Origin of the sequence: Sphingorhabdus sp. (assembly GCF_046596595.1) — a bacterium.
Taxonomy (GTDB): domain Bacteria; phylum Pseudomonadota; class Alphaproteobacteria; order Sphingomonadales; family Sphingomonadaceae; genus Sphingorhabdus_B.
In genome coordinates, this window is record NZ_JBKJMB010000116.1 from 38794 (window position 1) to 57450 (window position 18657).

The 18657-nt window shown below is 55.1% G+C and carries 16 protein-coding genes; 9 read left to right on the forward strand and 7 right to left on the reverse strand.

Translation table 11 applies throughout. The features are described from left to right. Positions 1 to 14: 14 nt before the first annotated feature. Together pufL and pufM are read left to right on the forward strand one after the other, a co-directional pair. A complete protein-coding gene (gene pufL / locus ACLL9E_RS11430; protein WP_411291855.1) occupies positions 15 to 839 on the forward strand; it encodes a photosynthetic reaction center subunit L in 825 nt (274 codons plus the stop codon). Positions 840 to 854: 15 nt separating this feature from the next. Then, positions 855 to 1781, forward strand: a complete 927-nt coding sequence (gene pufM / locus ACLL9E_RS11435; protein ID WP_411291856.1) for a photosynthetic reaction center subunit M — start codon at positions 855 to 857, stop codon at positions 1779 to 1781. Positions 1782 to 1844: 63 nt separating this feature from the next. Here the strand turns inward: pufM and ACLL9E_RS11440 are convergent, their stop codons facing one another. The 7 genes from ACLL9E_RS11440 to ACLL9E_RS11470 form a co-directional block, all read right to left on the reverse strand. Continuing rightward, positions 1845 to 2105, reverse strand: coding sequence for a hypothetical protein (locus ACLL9E_RS11440; protein WP_411291857.1), 261 nt, complete (start codon positions 2103 to 2105; stop codon positions 1845 to 1847). After that, positions 2105 to 2587: a TspO/MBR family protein gene (locus ACLL9E_RS11445; RefSeq protein WP_411291858.1), complete on the reverse strand. Its 483-nt coding sequence runs from the start codon at positions 2585 to 2587 to the stop codon at positions 2105 to 2107. Before ACLL9E_RS11445 ends, ACLL9E_RS11440 begins: the two co-directional genes overlap by 1 nt. Before the next feature lie 7 nt (positions 2588 to 2594). Continuing rightward, a complete protein-coding gene (locus ACLL9E_RS11450; RefSeq protein ID WP_411291859.1) occupies positions 2595 to 3788 on the reverse strand; it encodes a geranylgeranyl diphosphate reductase in 1194 nt (397 codons plus the stop codon). Then, complete coding sequence (locus ACLL9E_RS11455; protein ID WP_411291860.1) at positions 3785 to 5110, reverse strand: BCD family MFS transporter; 1326 nt, start codon at positions 5108 to 5110, stop codon at positions 3785 to 3787. The genes ACLL9E_RS11450 and ACLL9E_RS11455 overlap by 4 nt, the downstream gene beginning before the upstream one ends. After that, positions 5107 to 6021, reverse strand: coding sequence for a chlorophyll synthase ChlG (chlG, locus tag ACLL9E_RS11460; protein WP_411291861.1), 915 nt, complete (start codon positions 6019 to 6021; stop codon positions 5107 to 5109). Before chlG ends, ACLL9E_RS11455 begins: the two co-directional genes overlap by 4 nt. Before the next feature lie 71 nt (positions 6022 to 6092). Continuing rightward, positions 6093 to 7511 carry a transcriptional regulator PpsR gene (gene ppsR, locus ACLL9E_RS11465; protein WP_411291862.1) on the reverse strand — a complete coding sequence of 473 codons (1419 nt, stop codon included), beginning with the start codon at positions 7509 to 7511 and terminating at the stop codon, positions 6093 to 6095. 16 nt (positions 7512 to 7527) lie between these two features. After that, positions 7528 to 8487, reverse strand: coding sequence for a B12-binding domain-containing protein (locus tag ACLL9E_RS11470; protein ID WP_411291863.1), 960 nt, complete (start codon positions 8485 to 8487; stop codon positions 7528 to 7530). Between the two features lie 243 nt (positions 8488 to 8730). Here ACLL9E_RS11470 and bchF point away from each other — a divergent pair, with 243 nt between their 5' ends. From bchF to ACLL9E_RS11505, 7 genes are read left to right on the forward strand one after another with little or no spacing between them, the layout of a single operon-like run. Next, positions 8731 to 9228: a 2-vinyl bacteriochlorophyllide hydratase gene (gene bchF, locus ACLL9E_RS11475; protein ID WP_411291891.1), complete on the forward strand. Its 498-nt coding sequence runs from the start codon at positions 8731 to 8733 to the stop codon at positions 9226 to 9228. After that, positions 9225 to 10505, forward strand: coding sequence for a ferredoxin:protochlorophyllide reductase (ATP-dependent) subunit N (locus tag ACLL9E_RS11480; protein ID WP_411291864.1), 1281 nt, complete (start codon positions 9225 to 9227; stop codon positions 10503 to 10505). Before bchF ends, ACLL9E_RS11480 begins: the two co-directional genes overlap by 4 nt. Before the next feature lie 3 nt (positions 10506 to 10508). Then, the gene (gene bchB, locus ACLL9E_RS11485) at positions 10509 to 12050 is read left to right on the forward strand and encodes a ferredoxin:protochlorophyllide reductase (ATP-dependent) subunit B (RefSeq protein WP_411291865.1); all 1542 of its coding nucleotides are present in this window, start codon (positions 10509 to 10511) and stop codon (positions 12048 to 12050) included. Beyond that, positions 12040 to 15627, forward strand: a complete 3588-nt coding sequence (locus ACLL9E_RS11490; RefSeq protein WP_411291866.1) for a magnesium chelatase subunit H — start codon at positions 12040 to 12042, stop codon at positions 15625 to 15627. The genes bchB and ACLL9E_RS11490 overlap by 11 nt, the downstream gene beginning before the upstream one ends. A 13-nt stretch (positions 15628 to 15640) precedes the next feature. Continuing rightward, positions 15641 to 16531, forward strand: coding sequence for a ferredoxin:protochlorophyllide reductase (ATP-dependent) iron-sulfur ATP-binding protein (gene bchL, locus ACLL9E_RS11495; RefSeq protein ID WP_411291867.1), 891 nt, complete (start codon positions 15641 to 15643; stop codon positions 16529 to 16531). Further along, on the forward strand, positions 16528 to 17223 hold the full coding sequence (gene bchM / locus ACLL9E_RS11500; protein WP_411291868.1) for a magnesium protoporphyrin IX methyltransferase: 696 nt from the start codon (positions 16528 to 16530) through the stop codon (positions 17221 to 17223). Before bchL ends, bchM begins: the two co-directional genes overlap by 4 nt. Continuing rightward, positions 17223 to 18647: a BCD family MFS transporter gene (locus ACLL9E_RS11505; RefSeq protein ID WP_411291869.1), complete on the forward strand. Its 1425-nt coding sequence runs from the start codon at positions 17223 to 17225 to the stop codon at positions 18645 to 18647. The genes bchM and ACLL9E_RS11505 overlap by 1 nt, the downstream gene beginning before the upstream one ends. The last annotated feature ends 10 nt before the right edge of the window (positions 18648 to 18657 follow it).

The window sequence follows — 18657 nt, forward strand, 5'->3', positions numbered from 1 at the left end:
GAAGGGGACGTATTATGTCGCTGTTGAGCTTTGAACGAAAATATCGTGTTCGTGGCGGGACGCTGATTGGCGGAGACCTGTTCGATTTCTGGATCGGGCCGTTCTACGTCGGCTTTTTCGGTGTGATTTCGGCGATCTGTGCCATTCTGGGGACCGCGCTGATTTTCTATGCCGCGTCATTGGGGGATACTTGGAACCCATGGCTGATTTCTATAAATCCGCCGGACATTAAATACGGGCTGGGCTTTGCCCCGCTCAAAGAAGGTGGCTTTTGGCAAGTCATAACAATGTGCGCCACTGGCTCCTTTATTGCCTGGGCACTGCGCGAGGTCGAAATATGCCGCAAACTGGGCATGGGATATCATGTCCCTGTCGCATTCGGCTTTGCCATATTGGCTTATATGACGCTGGTGATTTTCCGCCCGTTTTTAATGGGCGCGTGGGGCTACGGGTTTCCGTACGGAATTTTCAGTCACCTCGACTGGGTTTCGAACACCGGATACATGTATGTGAATTTCCATTACAACCCGGCCCATATGATTGCCGTGTCGTTTTTCTTCACAACCTGCTTCGCATTGGCGCTGCATGGCGCTCTCATCCTTTCAGCGGTTAACCCGATGAAGGGCGAGAAAGTTAAAACACCGGAATATGAAGACACTTTTTTCCGCGATTTCATCGGCTATTCGGTCGGTACAATCGGTATTCACCGTCTTGGTCTTTTCCTCGCGCTGAATGCTGGATTCTGGAGCGCGGTCTGCATCATCATCGCGGGGCCACTTTATGCAGGTGGCTGGCCGGAATGGTGGGAGTGGTGGCGCAACATTCCGATCTGGTCTTAATTGAGGGGTAAAGAAATGGCACGTTATCAAAACATATTTACCCAGGTGCAGTTGGCTTATTCCCCAGAAATGGGGATGAAGCTACCCGCACTGGACGAACGCCGCATCGAGATGACCGGGTTCAGCTACTGGATGGGCAAGTTCGGCCAAGCACAAATCGGTCCGATCTATCTTGGCTGGCTTGGCCTCACCTCGCTCGTCTTCGGCTTTTTCGCTATCGAGATTATCGGGTTCAGCATGTTGGCCTCGGTCGACTGGAACCCTGTTGAATTTGTCCGCCAGTTCTTCTGGCTTGGGCTTTACCCGCCTGCCCCGGAATATGGCTTCACGCCGTTTGTTCCGCTTGCCAAAGGCGGCTGGTGGATCTTGGCAGGGTTCTTCCTGACAACATCGATCATCTTGTGGTGGGCCCGCGGGTATCGCAGGGCGCGCGCACTTGGCATGGGAACCCATGTGTCCTGGGCATTTGCTTCGGCCATCTGGCTCTATCTGGTTCTTGGTTTCATCCGTCCATTCTTCATGGACAGTTGGGCTGAAGCAGTACCATTTGGAATTTTCCCACATCTGGAATGGACGAACAATTTCTCGCTGCAATATGGCAACCTATTCTACAATCCGTTCCACGCGCTCTCAATCGTCTTCTTGTATGGATCGGCTCTCTTGTTCGCCATGCACGGAGCAACCATCCTTGCGGTCGGCCGTTATGGAGGCGAGCGTGAGTTGGAACAGATCACGGACCGTGGAACCGCATCGGAACGCGCTGCCTTATTCTGGAGATGGACCATGGGCTTCAACGCCACGATGGAATCGATCCATCGCTGGGCTTGGTGGTTCGCGGTGTTGACGACATTAACCGGGGGTATCGGCATATTGCTGACTGGCACTGTCGTTGACAACTGGTACCTGTGGGCCATAGAACATGGCTACGCCCCTGATTATTAAGGGCTGCAAATAGGCAAAAAGAAACCCGGCCATTGCGCCGGGTTTTTTTATGGCTGGCTCGTACTAAGAAGAGCGTCGAAGCATCTTGCGCCGGTGCAGATCATATAGATGTACGGGGAACGCCAGGGCCAACGGTATTGAGACAAAGGGCCAAGCCATTCCGGTAAGGGCAGCGCGCAGGCCAAGCATCATGAATATGGCGGGCAGCAAGGCAGGAAAGATGTCCGCCCATTTCTGCCCACGCAGGCGAAGCCACAATGCCTCGACAACCAATACAACCAGCACCACATCAACGGCACGGCCGCTGGCGAAGAAATGCTCCATCAGCTAAACGGGCCGTTCAGCTGAACCACCTGATAATTGAGGACACCCGCGATGGTCACCCAAATGAGATACGGGACCAGCATGATTGCCGACCACTTGGAAAAGCGGCCACAAAAGACGATCAGCAGCAGAATGGATAGCCACAAGGCAATGAGCTCAAACACGGCAAGATCGGGTCGTTCCATCCGGAAGAATAGAAAACTCCATCCCAGGTTGAGAAAACCGTTCAGCGCAAAGAGGCCAAGGATGGTTTCGGATTCGCGGCGTGTGGGTGCTTTCTCCCAAGCCAACACGCCGGAAACCGCAATCATGGCAAAAATTGCGGTCCAGATAACACCAAACATATAGTCTGGCGGCGCCCAGGCGGGTTGCTGAAGCGAATAATACCAGTCATCGAGGACCGTTATCGTTCCTCCGACAATCGCAGTGACCACAGCCAATGACCCGGCGATAATGGTCGGGAAAATGCGCGCTCTGTTCATGCCAGGCTTATCTCTCCACTGGTTTTAGCCCGAACAGATGCCCCAAATCCTTAAAGAAGATGCGGAGATGGGCCATGGGATCGCGCCGTACCAGTTGTTTGTTCATGTAGGCTTCCCATGTCAAGCGCTGCACATCGGGGTCTTCGCACATCTTCACGAAACGTTCGCGCCTTTTGTCATTTTTGTACCAGAAATACTGCATGATGCCGAGGATCCAGAATACCCGGCCATGCGCCTTCATAAAGGATTTGCGCGCCAGTCGAAGCGCACTCGGGTTGCCGGATTTCAAAAACGCGGCAACAGCATCGGCGCTCATCCGGCCGGCAGTCATCGCGTAATAAATGCCCTCACCCGATGACGGTGCGACAACACCAGCGGCATCGCCCGCGACTACGACATTCCTGCCATTATCCCAGCGCTTCAGTGGCTTGAGCGGGATTGGCGCGCCTTCCCTTCGCAACGTCTTCCAATGGGAAAGTCCGGTCTGCTCACGCATCAGCCGGGTTGTCTCGCGCAACGGAAAGCCTTTGTCAGCGCTGCCCAAACCAATACTTGCGGTTTTGCCATGCGGGAATATCCACGCGTAAAAATCGGGTGAGAGATGCCCCTGATAATACACATCGCAGCGTGTCGGGTCATAATCCTCTGTAACATTGTCGGGTACTTCGACAATTTCATGATAGGCATAGACACACTTAACGCGTTCGGCGTTTTTTAGGCATTGCGCCGCTACGGAGGACCGCGCGCCATCAGCGCCAATGACCGACCGAGTGGTTACTGTATGCAGTGGCCCATTGCGCTCGGAACGATAGGACAACTTCACCACGGCAGCACTGTCATCGACCGTTTCGCATTTACCGGTTACCCGCGTTGCCCCTGCCTCTGCGGCGCGATTGCGCAGCCATTCATCAAAGCTGTCACGGTCCACCATGCCAACATAGCCATCACCCACAGGCATCATGACTTTTTTGTTTGAAGGTGCGATAATGCGCGCGGATTTTGCATGCGCGACCAACATAGTTTGCGGGATGTCAAAATCCTTGAGCAAGCGTGGGGGCACTGCGCCACCGCAGGGCTTGATCCGGCCAGCCTTGTCTAGTAGCATAACTTTATAGCCAGCACAGGCAAGATCATGAGCAGCAGTTGCGCCCGATGGTCCACCGCCGACGACGATCACGTCATATTCTGTTTGGGTTCTCACAATATCACCGCCTTTCTTGCAGGTGTTGGCCGCGTCATTTGCGTGGCGGTTGCGATCAGGGCAGCGACCACGAACATGGCTGCCTCCACCGCAAAAACTGTTTGGAATGCTATGCTGTCTTGCCCGATCCGGGCGCGCAGTTGATCAACGATGACGGCGCCCAGAAGACCCCCTGCGCCAAAGGCAATTGCCTGCGCTGCGCCCCAGACGCCCATGCGCGCGCCCTCGCCCGATGCGCGCCCATCGCTTGCCAGTTGAAGCATCGCGCCCACGGCAGCGACCGCAAAAACGCCGTTGGCAACTCCAAGCGCAAACACATTGGTCTTTAAAGGCCATGCGGGGCCTACCGTGGCAGCAAAAGACAAGCCAACCAGCATGATGGCTGAACTGAAGCAGCCCAAGATAATCCAAAATCGTGGATTTTGACCGTATTTCCGCGCGAGCAGACTGCCGCCAGCGCCGGATATCAACATCCCCAGCAAGATCCCGCTATGCTGAACGCCCGCTAGCTTGGTGGATTCCCCAGGGCTCATATCGAAAACGAAACCGGCAAATGGCTCAAGGATGAGATCCTGCATGCTGTAAGCCAGCATCGATATGAATACGAAATAGGTAAAACGGCGGGCCGGACCATCATCCCAGATATTCTGGATCACTTCACGCAAAGGTATATTCGGCTTTGGCATCCCGCTGTCGACAGGTTGGCTGCCACGCTCAAGTCCGTGCAGCGCCAGGACAGCGGCACAAAATGCAACTAGTACGACGATGCTGGTAACGATAGCGAGACGCGTTTCGGTAAACGGATCAAGATAACTGCCCGAAACGCCCGCTGCGACCACAATTCCTGCAACCATCATCGTCCAGCTGATTGCAGCAGCAGCTGGCTTACGTTCGACCGACACCCGCGAAGCGAGCAAAGCCAGCAAAGCTGTGCCAGACATGCCGACGCCAAGCCCGATCATCGAAAATCCGGCAATGGCAAGGAATACAGGAAATACGCCCTTCGATGCCATCATTATCGTGGCATCCACAGACAGCAAAGTGCCCAAGGCCAGCACCCCCATGCCGCCAATTACCCAGGTGCTGCGATGCGCTGACCTGTCGGAATTGTGCCCCCATATCGGCCGCGTTAACTGGACCCCGTAATGCCATGCGACGAGCCCGGCCGGCACCGATGCAGCAATGGCATATTCAACGACCATCACGCGGTTCAACAGCGATGTTGCGAGCATGACGATGGCACCAATGGCTGCTTGCACCGTGCCAAGGCGGATAATGGAAAACCAGCCAATGCCGTGCGTTGATCCCTGGTTCGCGATCATATATATGCCCCAAGACCAAGCGCTGCGGCTAACATACCAAATACATACAGCGATACCCCGGTGGCGTTGTACCAAGGTGCATATTTTGCGGGGTCACCAACCAACCGCACCATCAATATCAGCTGGAGCAGTGTAAAGACCAGGACGATTACCGCAGACAGCGTCAGGGCTTGCGCGAATAAAACGCCTATCACCGCCATTTGGGCTACCGCCATGACAAGACATGCAAAGATTGCCGCTGGTCGCACGCCCCAAGTAACGGGCAGAGACCGCAGGCCGGTGGCTTTGTCGCCCTCAACCGCTTTGAAATCATTCAGGGTCATGATGCCATGCGCGCCAAGGCTGTACAGCAGAAGAACAATCAAGACCGTTGCGCTTGGCAAAGCGCCGAGCATAACACTGGCCCCTGTAAACCAGGACAGTCCTTCATAGCTCAACGCACACAAAAGTGGCCCGAACCAGCCGCTGCGTTTTGCGCGGAACGGCGCGGCGCTATAGGCCCACCCGCTAAATAAGGCGACGCAAGTGGCAATCAATACCCATTGCCCCAGTGCTGCGGCCAAGATCAGCGAGATCATCGATCCTGTGATTGCAATGCCGATGGGCCAAATGCCCGGTACGCGACCAGATGGAATGGGTCGCGCAGGCTCGTTAATGGCGTCGACGTGCCGGTCGCAATAATCGTTGATAACCTGGCTGGTACCGCACACTAATGGACCGGTTAGTGCGATGCCGGCCACCAGAAATATCCAATTTTCGCTGATCGCGATGCCCGAAGATACTACTCCACACATGAAGGCCCACATCGGCGGAAACCAAGTTACCGGCTTGGTCAGTTCGATTATATCGGCAACACGCGGTCGCTTAACGGCAACACGTGGAATATCTGGCGAAATCAAAGATTCTGACATGTCACGAAGCTATGTCACTTATGACATAGTGTCAAATAAATTGGACATTAAAATGTCCATTTATTGTGACATTAGTCGTCTTTGCCAATCAGATTGCCAAGCCCATGACGGTGCAGCTTTGAATATAGACTTTGCCGGCTCAGTCCTAAGATCTCTGCTGCCGATGCACGGTTATCCGCAGTGTGGACCAAAGCCGCTTCAATGCACATGCGTTCGATTAGATCGGTACTCTCGCGCACGATTTCCTTTAGCGTCTTGCGACCTACCAATTCGGTAAGTTGTTCGACCGAGCGCGGAAATTCGTTTCTGCTTTGTGGCAGATCACGTTCCCGGCGGCCAATGCCACGGACTGAATATCCAAATAACGGCTGTTCATGATCAATCATGATTGCTGATATTTCAACGGGCTCTTCACCGCCATTCAGGTCATTAATGATCGAGCTAAAGTTCCGGACATTCTGATGGTCTTTAAGCTGCTTTTTAAGCAGCCCTACATCAACATCGGGACGTCCAACGAACCGGCTGAGCGATACGCCCAAAAGCTGTTCGACCGAGCCTGCCTGAACCAGCTCGGCAAAGGCACGGTTGGCAACGATGATTGCTTGCTTTTCATCTGTCAGGACAAACGCATCAGGCATTTTCTCGACGACATCGAGTACATAGCGATCAGACTGCTTACCCGGGACCTCATGCAAGCCGTCGTCAATGTTGATCAGCCAAAACTGCTTCCCGGATTGCCGAAAAGCTGAGGCTGCGATCTTTACCGACCCGGCCCTGCCCAAAAGCCGGACATTGGCCGGAACCGTTTGGCTGTTGACGGTGACGGCGCCGATATAGGCAATGATGTCGTCGCGGTAATCCGGGTGCACAAGGCCCAACAGGTTTTTGCCTTCAAGTGAACCTGGAGCTGCATTTACGAGCGCGTGGCAAGCGCGGTTTGCTTGCTGGATATCTAGCCCTTCAGCATCGGCAATCAGGACTGGATAGGAAATATTGTCGAACAAGAGCCGATAGCGCGTTTCGGTTTGGCGCAAATGCAGATAATCGCGCTCCATGGATTGCTGCGTTTTCAAAAGACGCTGCTGCAATATAGAAACCGAACGCAAATCGCGACCGATGGCCACCTTCCACCCGCCACTTACAGGTGTTATCACTTTATAATTTATCGGGACATCGTCACCATCGTGCATATGATTGACCTGCCGCCAAACCGCGCCGGACGCAGGGCCCGAACCCAATAACTGCGCGATTTTCATCTGGCTTTCGACCGTGACGGTGTCGGACCAGCGCTGGCCGATCCACATGTTTGCAAATCCATGATCGCGGACATTTACGGCGATGTCGCGGATGACGCCAGCCTCATCGATCGCCAGCATGAAATCCCCAGCGCAATAAGCGAGGTTGATGATGTCCTCTTTTGAGAAACCATCAAAAATGACTTCAGGATCGCCGAAGGGGATCCGGTCCGTGTGCGTTGACTCAAGGTTCATCGAATGGACCAGTTTCCTAACTCAGATTTTCAAAACTTGCGGCGCTTATTGGTATCATATGATCTGCCAGTGCCACGGCGGACAGTGCGTCCACCGCTGTAGCATCTGCGCCACTGCGGGTTACCAGATCAGGTTGCTCGTTAATAACGCGTCCACCAAGCATCACCTTAACATGGGGATTGCTCGATACAGCTTTTATCATGCTTATTAAGCCGTGAAGCGCGCCCGTAGAACAATCATTGCTTACCGTCAATCCGATGAGATCATAGTGCCGCATGGCAAATTTCCCGGTTAACTCGGATTGAGTCGGCTCTATCAAAACATCGGTTTCCCAGCCTGCCCGCTGAAAACATTCGGCTATCATAAGCGTTCCAAAGCTATGTTGTTCCCCGGGCATCGGCGAAAACAACGCCGAACGCTGACCTTGGCCGGGGCGCGCCGCTGGTGGGATACGTAAGGTAAGAGCGCGCAAAACTTCCTGGATTCGCCACAAGCCCATGGTGACGCCGACAAAATCCTCGCTGTCCGCGTCCCAATACTCGCCTAATCGGCGCGCGGCAGGCGCAAGCAATTCTACGAAAATTGTCTCAACAGAATTGCCGGTTGCAAGACGCGCCTCGACAAATGCCAGGAGAACATGCGCCTCTTCATTGACGGACATATGAGAAAAAGCTTCAACATCCTGTTCATCGATAGTCCGCCGACTGGGCGTCCTTTCAATAGCACTATCAACCACCGGTCGCTTGAGAGAATCAGGCCAAGGTGCGTCATCGCTGCGATCCGCAATCAGGCGCGGAATGACAAGATTTTCGAGCAAAAGGGATAGGTCATATTGTTCATTGCGATTTACGACGAGCCGAATGCTGTTGATGACATCATCTGCGCCATCGATTTCCTGAATCTGGTCAATTTTTTGGCCGCCCCGCCAGTCAACTAGCTTGGATTTAAGTCCAGTAAGTCCAAAAACAGTAGCCATTATTCAGACTCCCTTACGGTCTGGTCGGCGTGGCATAACGTCGGCCTTTACTCCGATGAAATCATCTCAAGTGGCCACAACCGTATAGCAAGCCAAACAGAATGGCAAACCTTAAGTGTCAATATTTTTGGACGTCTAAAAAACTTGACACTTTTATAAATCACGCCTTTATTTGTCGAACGGAGATAGGGAGGATGTGTTCTGTCCATCAGCACGCAGATTAAGTCGGAAGCAAATTTCACGATCGCAGCGCCAAAAGCAGCAAGCGGCCACGCGCCTCTCTACACTGCGGCGCAACGCAAGCGTCGCGACGAATCGGTCTGGACATTTATTCAGGGCATATTGGCCCCCGTTCAGTTTCTGATTTTCGGGATTAGTCTGTTTCTCGTGATTCGGTTTCTTGCCACCGGGTCGGGCGAGCAGGCAGCTGAAATATCTGTTCTTGTTAAAACGCTCGCGCTTTACGCCATCATGATTACGGGCTCGATCTGGGAAAAGGTCGTGTTTGACGCATGGCTCTTTGCGAAAGCATTTTTCTGGGAAGATGTTTTCAGCATGTTGGTGCTCGCGCTGCACACTGCCTATTTGCTCATGCTTTTCAATGACTGGGGATCGTCGCACGACCGCATGTATGTCGCGCTAGCGGCTTATGCGTCTTATGTGATCAACGCAGGTCAGTTCCTCTACAAGCTCCGTGTGGCTCGGCTTGACGCGGCCCAAAACAGCAAGGTGGCAGCATGAACGCTCTGGCACCGCTCGCAAAGCCAACGACGGCGATGGCGCCGGTTTTAAAGGAACGCGGACAGCGCGAGGTGTTCTGTGGGCTCACAGGCATTATCTGGCTGCACCGCAAAATGCAGGACGCATTTTTCCTCGTTGTCGGATCGCGCACCTGCGCCCATCTTTTGCAATCCGCCGCAGGTGTCATGATTTTTGCCGAGCCGCGTTTCGCGACTGCCATCATGGAAGAGCGCGACCTTGCCGGCCTGGCAGACGCCAATGTTGAGCTCGACCGCATTGTAGACCAGTTGTTAGCGCGCCGCCCGGAGATCAAATCATTGTTCCTCGTAGGCAGCTGCCCTTCAGAGGTTATCAAGCTTGACCTTTCCAAGGCAGCCCAGCGTCTTGGCGCAAAGCACAGCCCCCATGTGCGCATATTGAATTATTCCGGCAGCGGCATTGAAACCACCTTTACCGAAGGCGAGGACGCGTGCCTTGCATCGTTGGTCCCAATCATGCCCATGCTGGACGAAGGGACGCCTTCAAACCTGATTATCGTAGGGTCGTTACCTGATATTGTCGAAGACCAGTTCCGCCGCTTGTTTGCGGAATTGGGGATTTCCAATGTCGCCAGTCTGCCCGAACGCACCGTGGCCAACCTTCCCGGAATTGGTCCGAACACGGTGTTCCTGCTCGCCCAGCCATTTTTGGGGGATACTGGACGCGCACTTGAGGCGCGCGGTGCGACTCGCCTCGATGCATTGTTCCCCTTTGGCGTCGAAGGTACCACCAATTGGCTGCACGCTGCGGCCACAGCGTTTGGCGTTGCCGATGCGCATTTCGATGCCGTGCTTCATCCCTATCAAGAGCGGGCGACAACCGCTTTGGCACATCAACGTGCGCGTCTCGCTGGCCGGTCCATCTTCTTCATGCCGGATTCGCAACTTGAGGTGCCGCTTGCGCGCTTTCTGGCCAATGAACTCGGCATGCGACTGATTGAGGTTGGCACACCCTATCTGCATCGCACACATCTTGCGCAGGAACTCGCCGCCTTGCCCGCTGGCGTCATGCTCAGTGAAGGTCAGGATGTTGACCGGCAACTTGACCGCGTCCGCGCTGCCCGGCCCGACCTAACCGTCTGCGGCCTTGGACTTGCCAATCCGCTTGAGGCGGAAGGCCTGTCGACCAAATGGGCCATTGAGTTGGTATTCTCACCTATCCATGGTTTTGACCAGGCGGGCGATCTTGCAGAACTTTTTGCGCGGCCATTGCGCCGCCGCGACGTGTTGAGGGTTTAGGCGATGCAACTTTCCGTCTGGACATATGAAGGCCCACCACATGTCGGCGCAATGCGAGTCGCAACCGCAATGGAAGGTGTGCATTATCTGCTCCACGCACCGCAAGGCGACACTTACGCGGACCTGCTGTTCACAATGATTGAACGCCGCGACAAGCGCCCTCCAGTGACATACACGACGTTTCAAGCACGTGACCTTGGCAAGGACACATCGCAACTGTTTCAAACCGCCGCGATGGATATCATCGAACGGTTCAAGCCAGATGCCATGATCGTGGGTGCATCGTGCACCGCCGAACTTATCCAGGACGACCCAGCCGGCCTCATCGAAAAAATGGGCCTGCCTATCCCGGTGATCCCGCTTGAGCTTCCAAGCTACCAGCGCAAAGAGCATTGGGGCGCGGCAGAAACCTTTTACCAGATCGTCCGGCACCTGGTCGACAAGAACCGCCGCCCTTCAGACCGCGAAAACCGCCGCCCCTTGGTGAACTTGCTTGGACCAACGGCATTGGGTTTCCGCCACCGCGACGACATCATTGAAATTACAGGCCTGCTAAATAGTCTCGGCATCGACATAAACGTCGTCGCCCCGTTGGGCGCAAATGTCGCCGATATTGCGCGTCTGGGCGAAGCCGATTTCAACATCGTGCTCTATCCCGAAACGGGTGATCTGGCCGCCGATTATCTTGCCCGCGAATTCCGCCAACCTACCGTGCGGACTGTACCCATTGGCGTTGGCGCAACGCAGGATTTCATCCGTGAAGTCGCTGGCCTCGCCAACGTCGATCCCGAACCCATGCTGCGTGAAGGGCTTTCCCGGCTGTCATGGTGGAGCCGGTCGATTGATTCCAATTACCTCACTGGCAAGCGCGTCTTCATCTTTGGTGATGGCACCCATGCGGTTGCGGCGGCGCGGATTGCCAGTGAAGAACTTGGTTTCAAGGTTGTTGGCCTTGGCTGCTACAACCGCGAATATGCACGCGATGTACGCGCTGCGGCAAAGCTATACGGACTAGAGCCGCTCATTACCGACGACCATCTTGAGGTTGAAAAGGCTATTCAGGAAGCGCAACCCGAGCTGGTCCTTGGCACGCAAATGGAACGCCATATTGCCAAGCGTTTTTCTATCCCCTGCACCGTCATTTCATCGCCAGTGCATGTGCAGGATTTTCCAGCGCGTTTCTCGCCGCAAATGGGCTTCGAAGGCGCAAATGTCATTTTTGATAGCTGGGTCCATCCTTTAGTGATGGGGCTTGAGGAACATTTGCTGACGATGTTCCGCGACGATTTTGAATTTCATGACGGTGCGGGCGCATCGCATTTGGGCCCGGGCCATTCGGCGCCGCAAGAACAGGCCGCGCCGTCAGTGTCGGCAGAAGGCAGCGAAGCCATCTGGAGCGACGAAGCGAGCCGCGAACTTAAGAAAATTCCTTTTTTCGTCCGCGGCAAAGCCCGCCGCAACACCGAAGTGTTCGCCGCTGAAAATGGCGTGGTGACCATCGAACTGACCACTTTGTACGAGGCAAAGGCACATTATGCGCGATAATGCCAAACCCAGCGTCCGTGTCGTCATCATCACGCTCGACAACCATTTGGCCGCTTCGGTGGAACGCGCAAATCACGATTTGGCGCGTGATAATGTAAGCATCGGTTTCTATGCCGCATCGGACTGGGATCGCGACCCAAAGGTGCTGGAACGCGCGCAGGCCGACATCGCACGCGCTGACATTATCATTGCGACCATGCTGTTCCTCGACGACCATGTCCGCGCCATTCACCCAGCATTGCTCGCGCGACGTGAGGCGTGCGATGCAATTGTCGGCATCATGTCGGCTGGCGACATTGTAAAACTAACGCGTCTCGGCAATTACAGCATGGACAAGCCAGCCAAGGGTCCGCTGGCGTTGCTTAAGAAGCTGCGCGGTTCAGGCAAGCCAGGCGGCAGCTCAGGTGCGGGCCAGATGAAAATGCTGCGCCGCTTACCCAAGATCCTGCGTTTCATTCCCGGACCAGCACAGGATGTCCGGCAGTATTTTCTAACGCTGCAATATTGGCTGTCGGGTTCGGACGACAATGTCGTTGATATGATCCGCGGCTTGATTGACCGTTATGCTGCGGGTGACCGGGCAGCGCTGAAAGGGCATCTGCCTGCCCATGCACCGCGCGAATATCCGGAAGTCGGCGTCTATCATCCCGACATGCCAGCGCGTCTAACCGCTGACGCAACCTTGTTGCCGTCGGTGAAAAGCCCTGTAGGCACTGTTGGGTTGCTTATGCTGCGCTCCTATCTGCTTGGCAAAGATACCGGCCATTATGACGGCATGATCGAAACCTTGGAAGCACAAGGTCTCAAGGTTATCCCGGCCTTTGCCAGTGGGTTGGATTCTCGCCCGGCTATTGACGCCTATTTCGTCAAGGATGGCGTTGCGATTGTCGACGCAATCATCAATCTTACCGGCTTCTCGCTTGTCGGCGGACCTGCCTATAATGACGTTGATGCAGCCGTTGAAACGCTAACCCGTTTGAACGTGCCATATATCGCAGCGCACCCCATCGAGTTCCAGACATTGGAGCAATGGGGCGCAGGCAAAATGGGGCTTTTGCCGCTTGAAACCACAATGATGATGGCGATCCCCGAGCTTGATGGCGCCATCGCCCCAAGCGTATTTGGTGGTCGGTCTGACGGCTCACCAGAAGGCTGCACCGGTTGCCACCGCAATTGCAAGTTTTCCGTAACCGACAATGTCCGCGCAATGCAAAGCTGCCCTGAAAGGGCGGCGGCACTCGCATCGCGAGTCACCGCTTTGATCCGGATGCGCCGGTCCGAAAAGGCCGCACGCAAAGTCGCGATCGTATTGTTCAACTTTCCGCCAAACGCCGGTGCAACCGGAACCGCCGCCCACCTCGCAGTGTTCGAATCGCTTCATGCAACGATGCAGCGCATGCACGACGATGGCTATGCAGTAGAGGTCCCCACCAGCGTCGATGCACTGCGTGATGCGCTATTGCACGGCAACGCCGCGCAATTTGGTGCAGACGCCAATGTCGCCGCCCGCATCAGCGCCGATGACCATGTACGCCGCGAAAAATATCTGCCCCAGATCGAGGCGCAGTGGGGTCCAGCTCCGGGCCGCCAGCAAAGCGATGGTCAGTCCATCCACGTGCTCGGCGCACATTTTGGAAATTTGTTTGTTGGTGTTCAACCCGCCTTTGGTTATGAAGGCGACCCGATGCGGTTGCTTTTCGAAGGCGGCTTCACCCCAACGCACGCCTTCTCAGCCTTTTATCGTTATATCCGCGAAGATTTCGGCGCCAATGCCGCCTTGCACTTTGGCACCCATGGCGCGCTTGAGTTCATGCCCGGCAAGCAAGCCGGGATGAGTGGCGATTGCTGGCCTGACCGCCTGATTGGCGATTTGCCCAATTTCTATCTCTATGCATCGAACAACCCCTCGGAAGGCATCATTGCAAAACGCCGTTCGGGTGCCACTTTGGTGAGCTATCTGACACCCCCGCTAGCCGAGGCTGGCTTGTACAAAGGCTTTACGGATCTCAAATCGTTTCTGGAGCGCTATCGGTCCATCTCAGATGATAGCGACGAACGCCGCGACCTTGAACTCCTCATCCGCGACCAATGCGCCACGCTTGATATTGAAGCTGGTGACCTTAACGATCTCGCTGGCCGCTTGTACGAGATCGAGCGCGAGTTGATCCCGCACGGCCTGCACGTGTTTGGCGGCAAAATGACACCAGAGGATCGCGAAGGCCTCGTCGATGCCATGGCAGGCGCATCACCTGATGTCGAACGTTCCGTAATCGAAGCGAAAATCGATTCCAACGACGAGCTTGGCGCATTGATGCGCGCATTGGACGGAGCTTATGTACAACCAGCTCCTGGCGGCGACATCCTCAAAAATCCTGATGTGCTGCCCACCGGCCGCAACATTCATGGTTTCGACCCTTTCCGCATTCCGAGCACATTTGCCTGCATTCAGGGTCGGTCGCAAGCTGACCAGCTTCTGGCGCGCCACATGGCTGACGGCGGAAAGCTCCCCGAAACCGTAGCGATGGTGCTTTGGGGCACCGACAATCTGAAGAGCGAAGGTACGCAGGTTGCACAAGTTCTAGCCTTATTGGGTGCGCGTCCACGCTTCGACGATTATGGCCGGCTTGCCGGTGCCGAGCTGATCCCGCTGGAAGAGCTTGGCCGTCCACGGATCGATGTCGTCGTGACGATGTCGGGCATTTTCCGTGACCTATTGCCATTGCAAACCCGGATGATCGCAGACGCGACCTATCTTGCAACAATGGCCGATGAGCCAGCTGAATACAATTTCGTCCGCAAGCACAGCCTTGCGCACCAGGAGCAGCATGGATGCGATCTTGAAACCGCCGCGTTGCGGGTCTTCTCCAACGCGCAGGGCGCTTATGGTGCAAACGTCAATATGATGATCGATGGCGGCACCTGGACTGACCCTGAAGAGCTCGCCAATATGTTCGAAGCTAAAAAAGGCTTTGCTTACGGCCGCAGCGGTGCACCGGTACAGCACCGCGCTTTATTCGAAACAGAATTGGCTGGCGTTGAACTGTCCTACCAAAATCTCGAATCAGTCGAAGCCGGCGTCACCGACATCGACCATTATGTCGATGGTCTGGGCGGTATGAGCAAAGCCATTGAAAAGGCACGTGGCAAGGCAAGCCCAATCTATGTGGTGGACGCAACACAGGGCGACACAAAGATTCGCACGCTGGGCGAGCAAATCGACCTTGAAACACGGACCCGCATGCTGAATCCAAAATGGTATGAGGGCATGTTGAAGCATGGCTTTGAAGGTGTGCGTTACCTTGAACTGCACGTGACCAACACAATGGGTTGGTCTGCGACTACAGGTACGGTTTCACCGTGGGTCTATCAGCAAATCAGTGAAACATTTGTCCTTGACCCCGAAATGCGTGCGCGCCTTTCGGACCTCAACCCGAAATCATCCGCCCGCGTTGCAGATCGGCTGCTCGAAGCATGCGAACGCAATTTGTGGACACCCGATGCAGATACACTGGCGCGCCTGAAAGCCGCCAGCAACGACTTGGAAGACCGGCTCGAAGGCCTGGTCGCAGCAGAATGACTGGAGTACAGATATGACACTTAATCTTTTGGATACAGCTCCACCCGATGGCGAAGGCAGCGTTCAAGTCGCTCTGGACCCAAGCGACAAGATTACCAGCGCCAAGGTTTTCGCAGTTTATGGCAAGGGAGGCATCGGCAAATCGACAACGTCGTCGAACCTCTCGGCTGCCTTTTCAAAGCTTGGCCACCGCGTCCTGCAAATCGGCTGCGATCCCAAGCATGACTCGACATTCACGCTGACGAAAAAGATGATGCCGACCGTCATTGACGTTCTGGAAACCGTGGACTTCCACAGTGAAGAGCTTCGCCCCGAAGATTATATGTTCGAGGGCTACAATGGCGTGATGTGTGTTGAGGCTGGCGGCCCGCCTGCCGGAACGGGCTGTGGCGGCTATGTCGTTGGCCAGACTGTAAAGCTCCTCAAGCAGCACCATCTGCTTGAAGATCGCGATGTTGTGATCTTTGACGTCTTGGGTGACGTCGTCTGCGGCGGATTTGCGGCGCCATTACAACATGCTGATGCAGCAATTGTCGTGGCCGCCAATGACTTTGACAGCATCTTTGCAATGAACCGCATCGTTGCCGCCATCAACGCGAAGGCGAAAAATTATAATGTGCGCTTGGCGGGCGTTGTTGCCAACCGTTCGAAAGCCACTGACGAAATCGACCGGTTCGCAAATGAAATTGGCATGAAGCGTCTTGCGCATTTTGCCGACCTTGATGCCATTCGTAGGTCGCGCCTGAAAAAGTGCACCTTGTTCGAAATGGACAGCACGCCCGAAGTCGATGCCGCTTGCCAGGAATATATGGATCTTGCGCAAAAGCTTTGGGACGGCGTCGATTATCAGGAAGCCCGCCCAATGAAGGACCGTGACATTTTCGATTTTCTGGGATTTGAATGATGGACAGCAGCCTCGCCTCGACCAGCTATCAGCAGAGCCGAACCAAGCTCGAAACCTATTTCGACAAGACAGCGCGAAAGGCGTGGGAGGATCTGACCTCTGACGTTCCGGTCAGCGGAATCCGCGCCACCGTGCGGGCGGGGCGCGACACTATGCGGGAACTTCTTTTGTCGACCTTGCCAACGGATATGCACGGCATGCGTTTGCTGGATGCAGGTTGCGGAACAGGCGCGCTCGCCATGATCGCAGCGCAACGCGGGGCCGAAGTTGTCGCCATTGACGTTTCGCATGGCCTGGTCGAGATCGCGCAAAAACGCACGCCAAGTCACTTGGCTATCGACTGGCGCGTCGGTGATATGCGCAGCCATAATCTGGGCGTTTTCGACCATGTCGTCGCGATGGACTCGCTGATTCATTATGATGAAAATGACATCATCGGCGTGCTGAAAGCCTGGTCACAACGCGCTTCGCATGTTGTTTTCACTTTTGCGCCCGGCACGCCGTTGCTGCGTACGATGCACTTTGTCGGGAAAGCCTTCCCGCGCGGCGACCGTTCACCAGCGATCCTCCCCGTGTCCGAAGCACGCCTTACTCAAGATATCGCGCTTGCTTTGCCTGAGTGGAAAATCGATTTCACGCAGCGGGTATCACGCGGCTTCTACAAATCGCAAGCAATGGGAATTAGCCGCTGATGAAACAGAAGCCGTCAGCAGTGACTTTTTGGCAAGCCGTGGGAACACGGTTTTTGCCATTTGCTGACGCTGCAAGCACCGAGCTTCCTTTGGGCCGGCTGCTGCGGCTTGCATTGTTTCAGGTGAGTGTTGGCATTGCTGCTGTGCTGTTGAACGGTACATTGAATCGCGTCCTCATTGTCGAGTTGAAAACACCCGCGTGGATCGTGGCATTAATGATTGCCATTCCCCTTTTGGTCGCGCCTTTCCGTGCTTTGATCGGCCATAAGTCGGACACTCATCGTTCGGTGCTTGGCTGGCGGCGGGTGCCGTATATCTGGTTTGGCACGCTTGGTCAGTTTGGCGGGCTTGCAATCATGCCCTTTTCGCTCATCCTCATTACTCGTCCCGATACCTTTGCCTTTGGCGTTGCCGCCGCCTGTCTGTCATTCCTGATGACGGGCGCAGGCATGCACGTTACGCAAACCGCTGGCCTTGCGCTGGCAACCGACATTGCCCCGGAAGACAAGCGTCCACGCGTTGTTGCCTTGCTTTATGTCATGCTGCTCGTTGGCATGATGCTCGCGGCCTTCACGATTGGCAATTTGCTCATCGATTTCACCGCGACGCGGCTCGTTCAGATCATTCAAGGCGCAGCGGCGCTTACCATGGGCCTCAACATCATCGCTTTGTGGAAACAAGAGGCCCGCAATCGCAGCTTCACAACATCGACTTCGACCGGTCCAGCTTTTAGCGAAATATGGGCATCTTTTACTGCCCAGCCCAATGCCAAGAGATTGCTTCTGGCCATTGGCCTTGGCGCCATGGCCTTTGCCATGCAAGATGCTTTGCTTGAGCCGTATGGCGGGGAAATACTGGGCCTTTCGGTCGGCTCTACGACAGCCCTGACAGGTGCATGGGCGCTCGGGGCGCTCGTCGCCTTTGCGTTCAGCGGAAAGCGGCTGTCTTCCGGCTCGGACCCGCTCCGCCTTGCAGGATTTGGCGCAGTTGCTGGTATCGCTGCATTTTTCATGGTATTATTCGCCGCGCCGATATCATCGGTGCCACTGCTTTTTGCCGGTGCTACCACGATCGGCTTTGGCACAGGATTGTTCTCTGTCGGCACGATGATTGCGGCCATGGGTCTTGCCCAAAAGGATAGCGCTGGATTGGCGCTTGGTGCCTGGGGCGCGGTGCAAGCGAGCTGCGCAGGCGCAGGGATAGCGATTGGCGGATTGTTGCGCGATGGCATGGCTACATTCGCCTTGCACGACAATATGGGCGCTACACTTGCAGACCGTGCAACCGGGTATGGTGCGGTATATGCTGCTGAAATAATGCTTTTGCTGGTGACATTAGTGGTACTCGGTCCAGTCATTGGGCTGCATCTGCAAAACAAGAATAAAATAAGTGAACGCTTTGAATTGACGGAATTTCCCACGTGAACCGGGAAAT

Bases quoted from the DNA above. Each gene is read 5' to 3' on its own strand.
- ACLL9E_RS11445 (WP_411291858.1), bottom strand. From the start codon at position 2,587: ATGAACAGAGCGCGCATTTTCCCGACCATTATCGCCGGGTCATTGGCT.
- pufM (WP_411291856.1), top strand. From the start codon at position 855: ATGGCACGTTATCAAAACATATTTACCCAGGTGCAGTTGGCTTATTCC.
- ACLL9E_RS11455 (WP_411291860.1), bottom strand. From the start codon at position 5,110: ATGATCGCGAACCAGGGATCAACGCACGGCATTGGCTGGTTTTCCATT.
- ACLL9E_RS11470 (WP_411291863.1), bottom strand. From the start codon at position 8,487: ATGGCTACTGTTTTTGGACTTACTGGACTTAAATCCAAGCTAGTTGAC.
- bchM (WP_411291868.1), top strand. From the start codon at position 16,528: ATGATGGACAGCAGCCTCGCCTCGACCAGCTATCAGCAGAGCCGAACC.
- ACLL9E_RS11490 (WP_411291866.1), top strand. From the start codon at position 12,040: ATGCGCGATAATGCCAAACCCAGCGTCCGTGTCGTCATCATCACGCTC.
- ACLL9E_RS11440 (WP_411291857.1), bottom strand. From the start codon at position 2,105: ATGGAGCATTTCTTCGCCAGCGGCCGTGCCGTTGATGTGGTGCTGGTT.
- bchL (WP_411291867.1), top strand. From the start codon at position 15,641: ATGACACTTAATCTTTTGGATACAGCTCCACCCGATGGCGAAGGCAGC.
- bchB (WP_411291865.1), top strand. From the start codon at position 10,509: ATGCAACTTTCCGTCTGGACATATGAAGGCCCACCACATGTCGGCGCA.
- ACLL9E_RS11480 (WP_411291864.1), top strand. From the start codon at position 9,225: ATGAACGCTCTGGCACCGCTCGCAAAGCCAACGACGGCGATGGCGCCG.
- ppsR (WP_411291862.1), bottom strand. From the start codon at position 7,511: ATGAACCTTGAGTCAACGCACACGGACCGGATCCCCTTCGGCGATCCT.
- pufL (WP_411291855.1), top strand. From the start codon at position 15: ATGTCGCTGTTGAGCTTTGAACGAAAATATCGTGTTCGTGGCGGGACG.
- chlG (WP_411291861.1), bottom strand. From the start codon at position 6,021: ATGTCAGAATCTTTGATTTCGCCAGATATTCCACGTGTTGCCGTTAAG.
- ACLL9E_RS11505 (WP_411291869.1), top strand. From the start codon at position 17,223: ATGAAACAGAAGCCGTCAGCAGTGACTTTTTGGCAAGCCGTGGGAACA.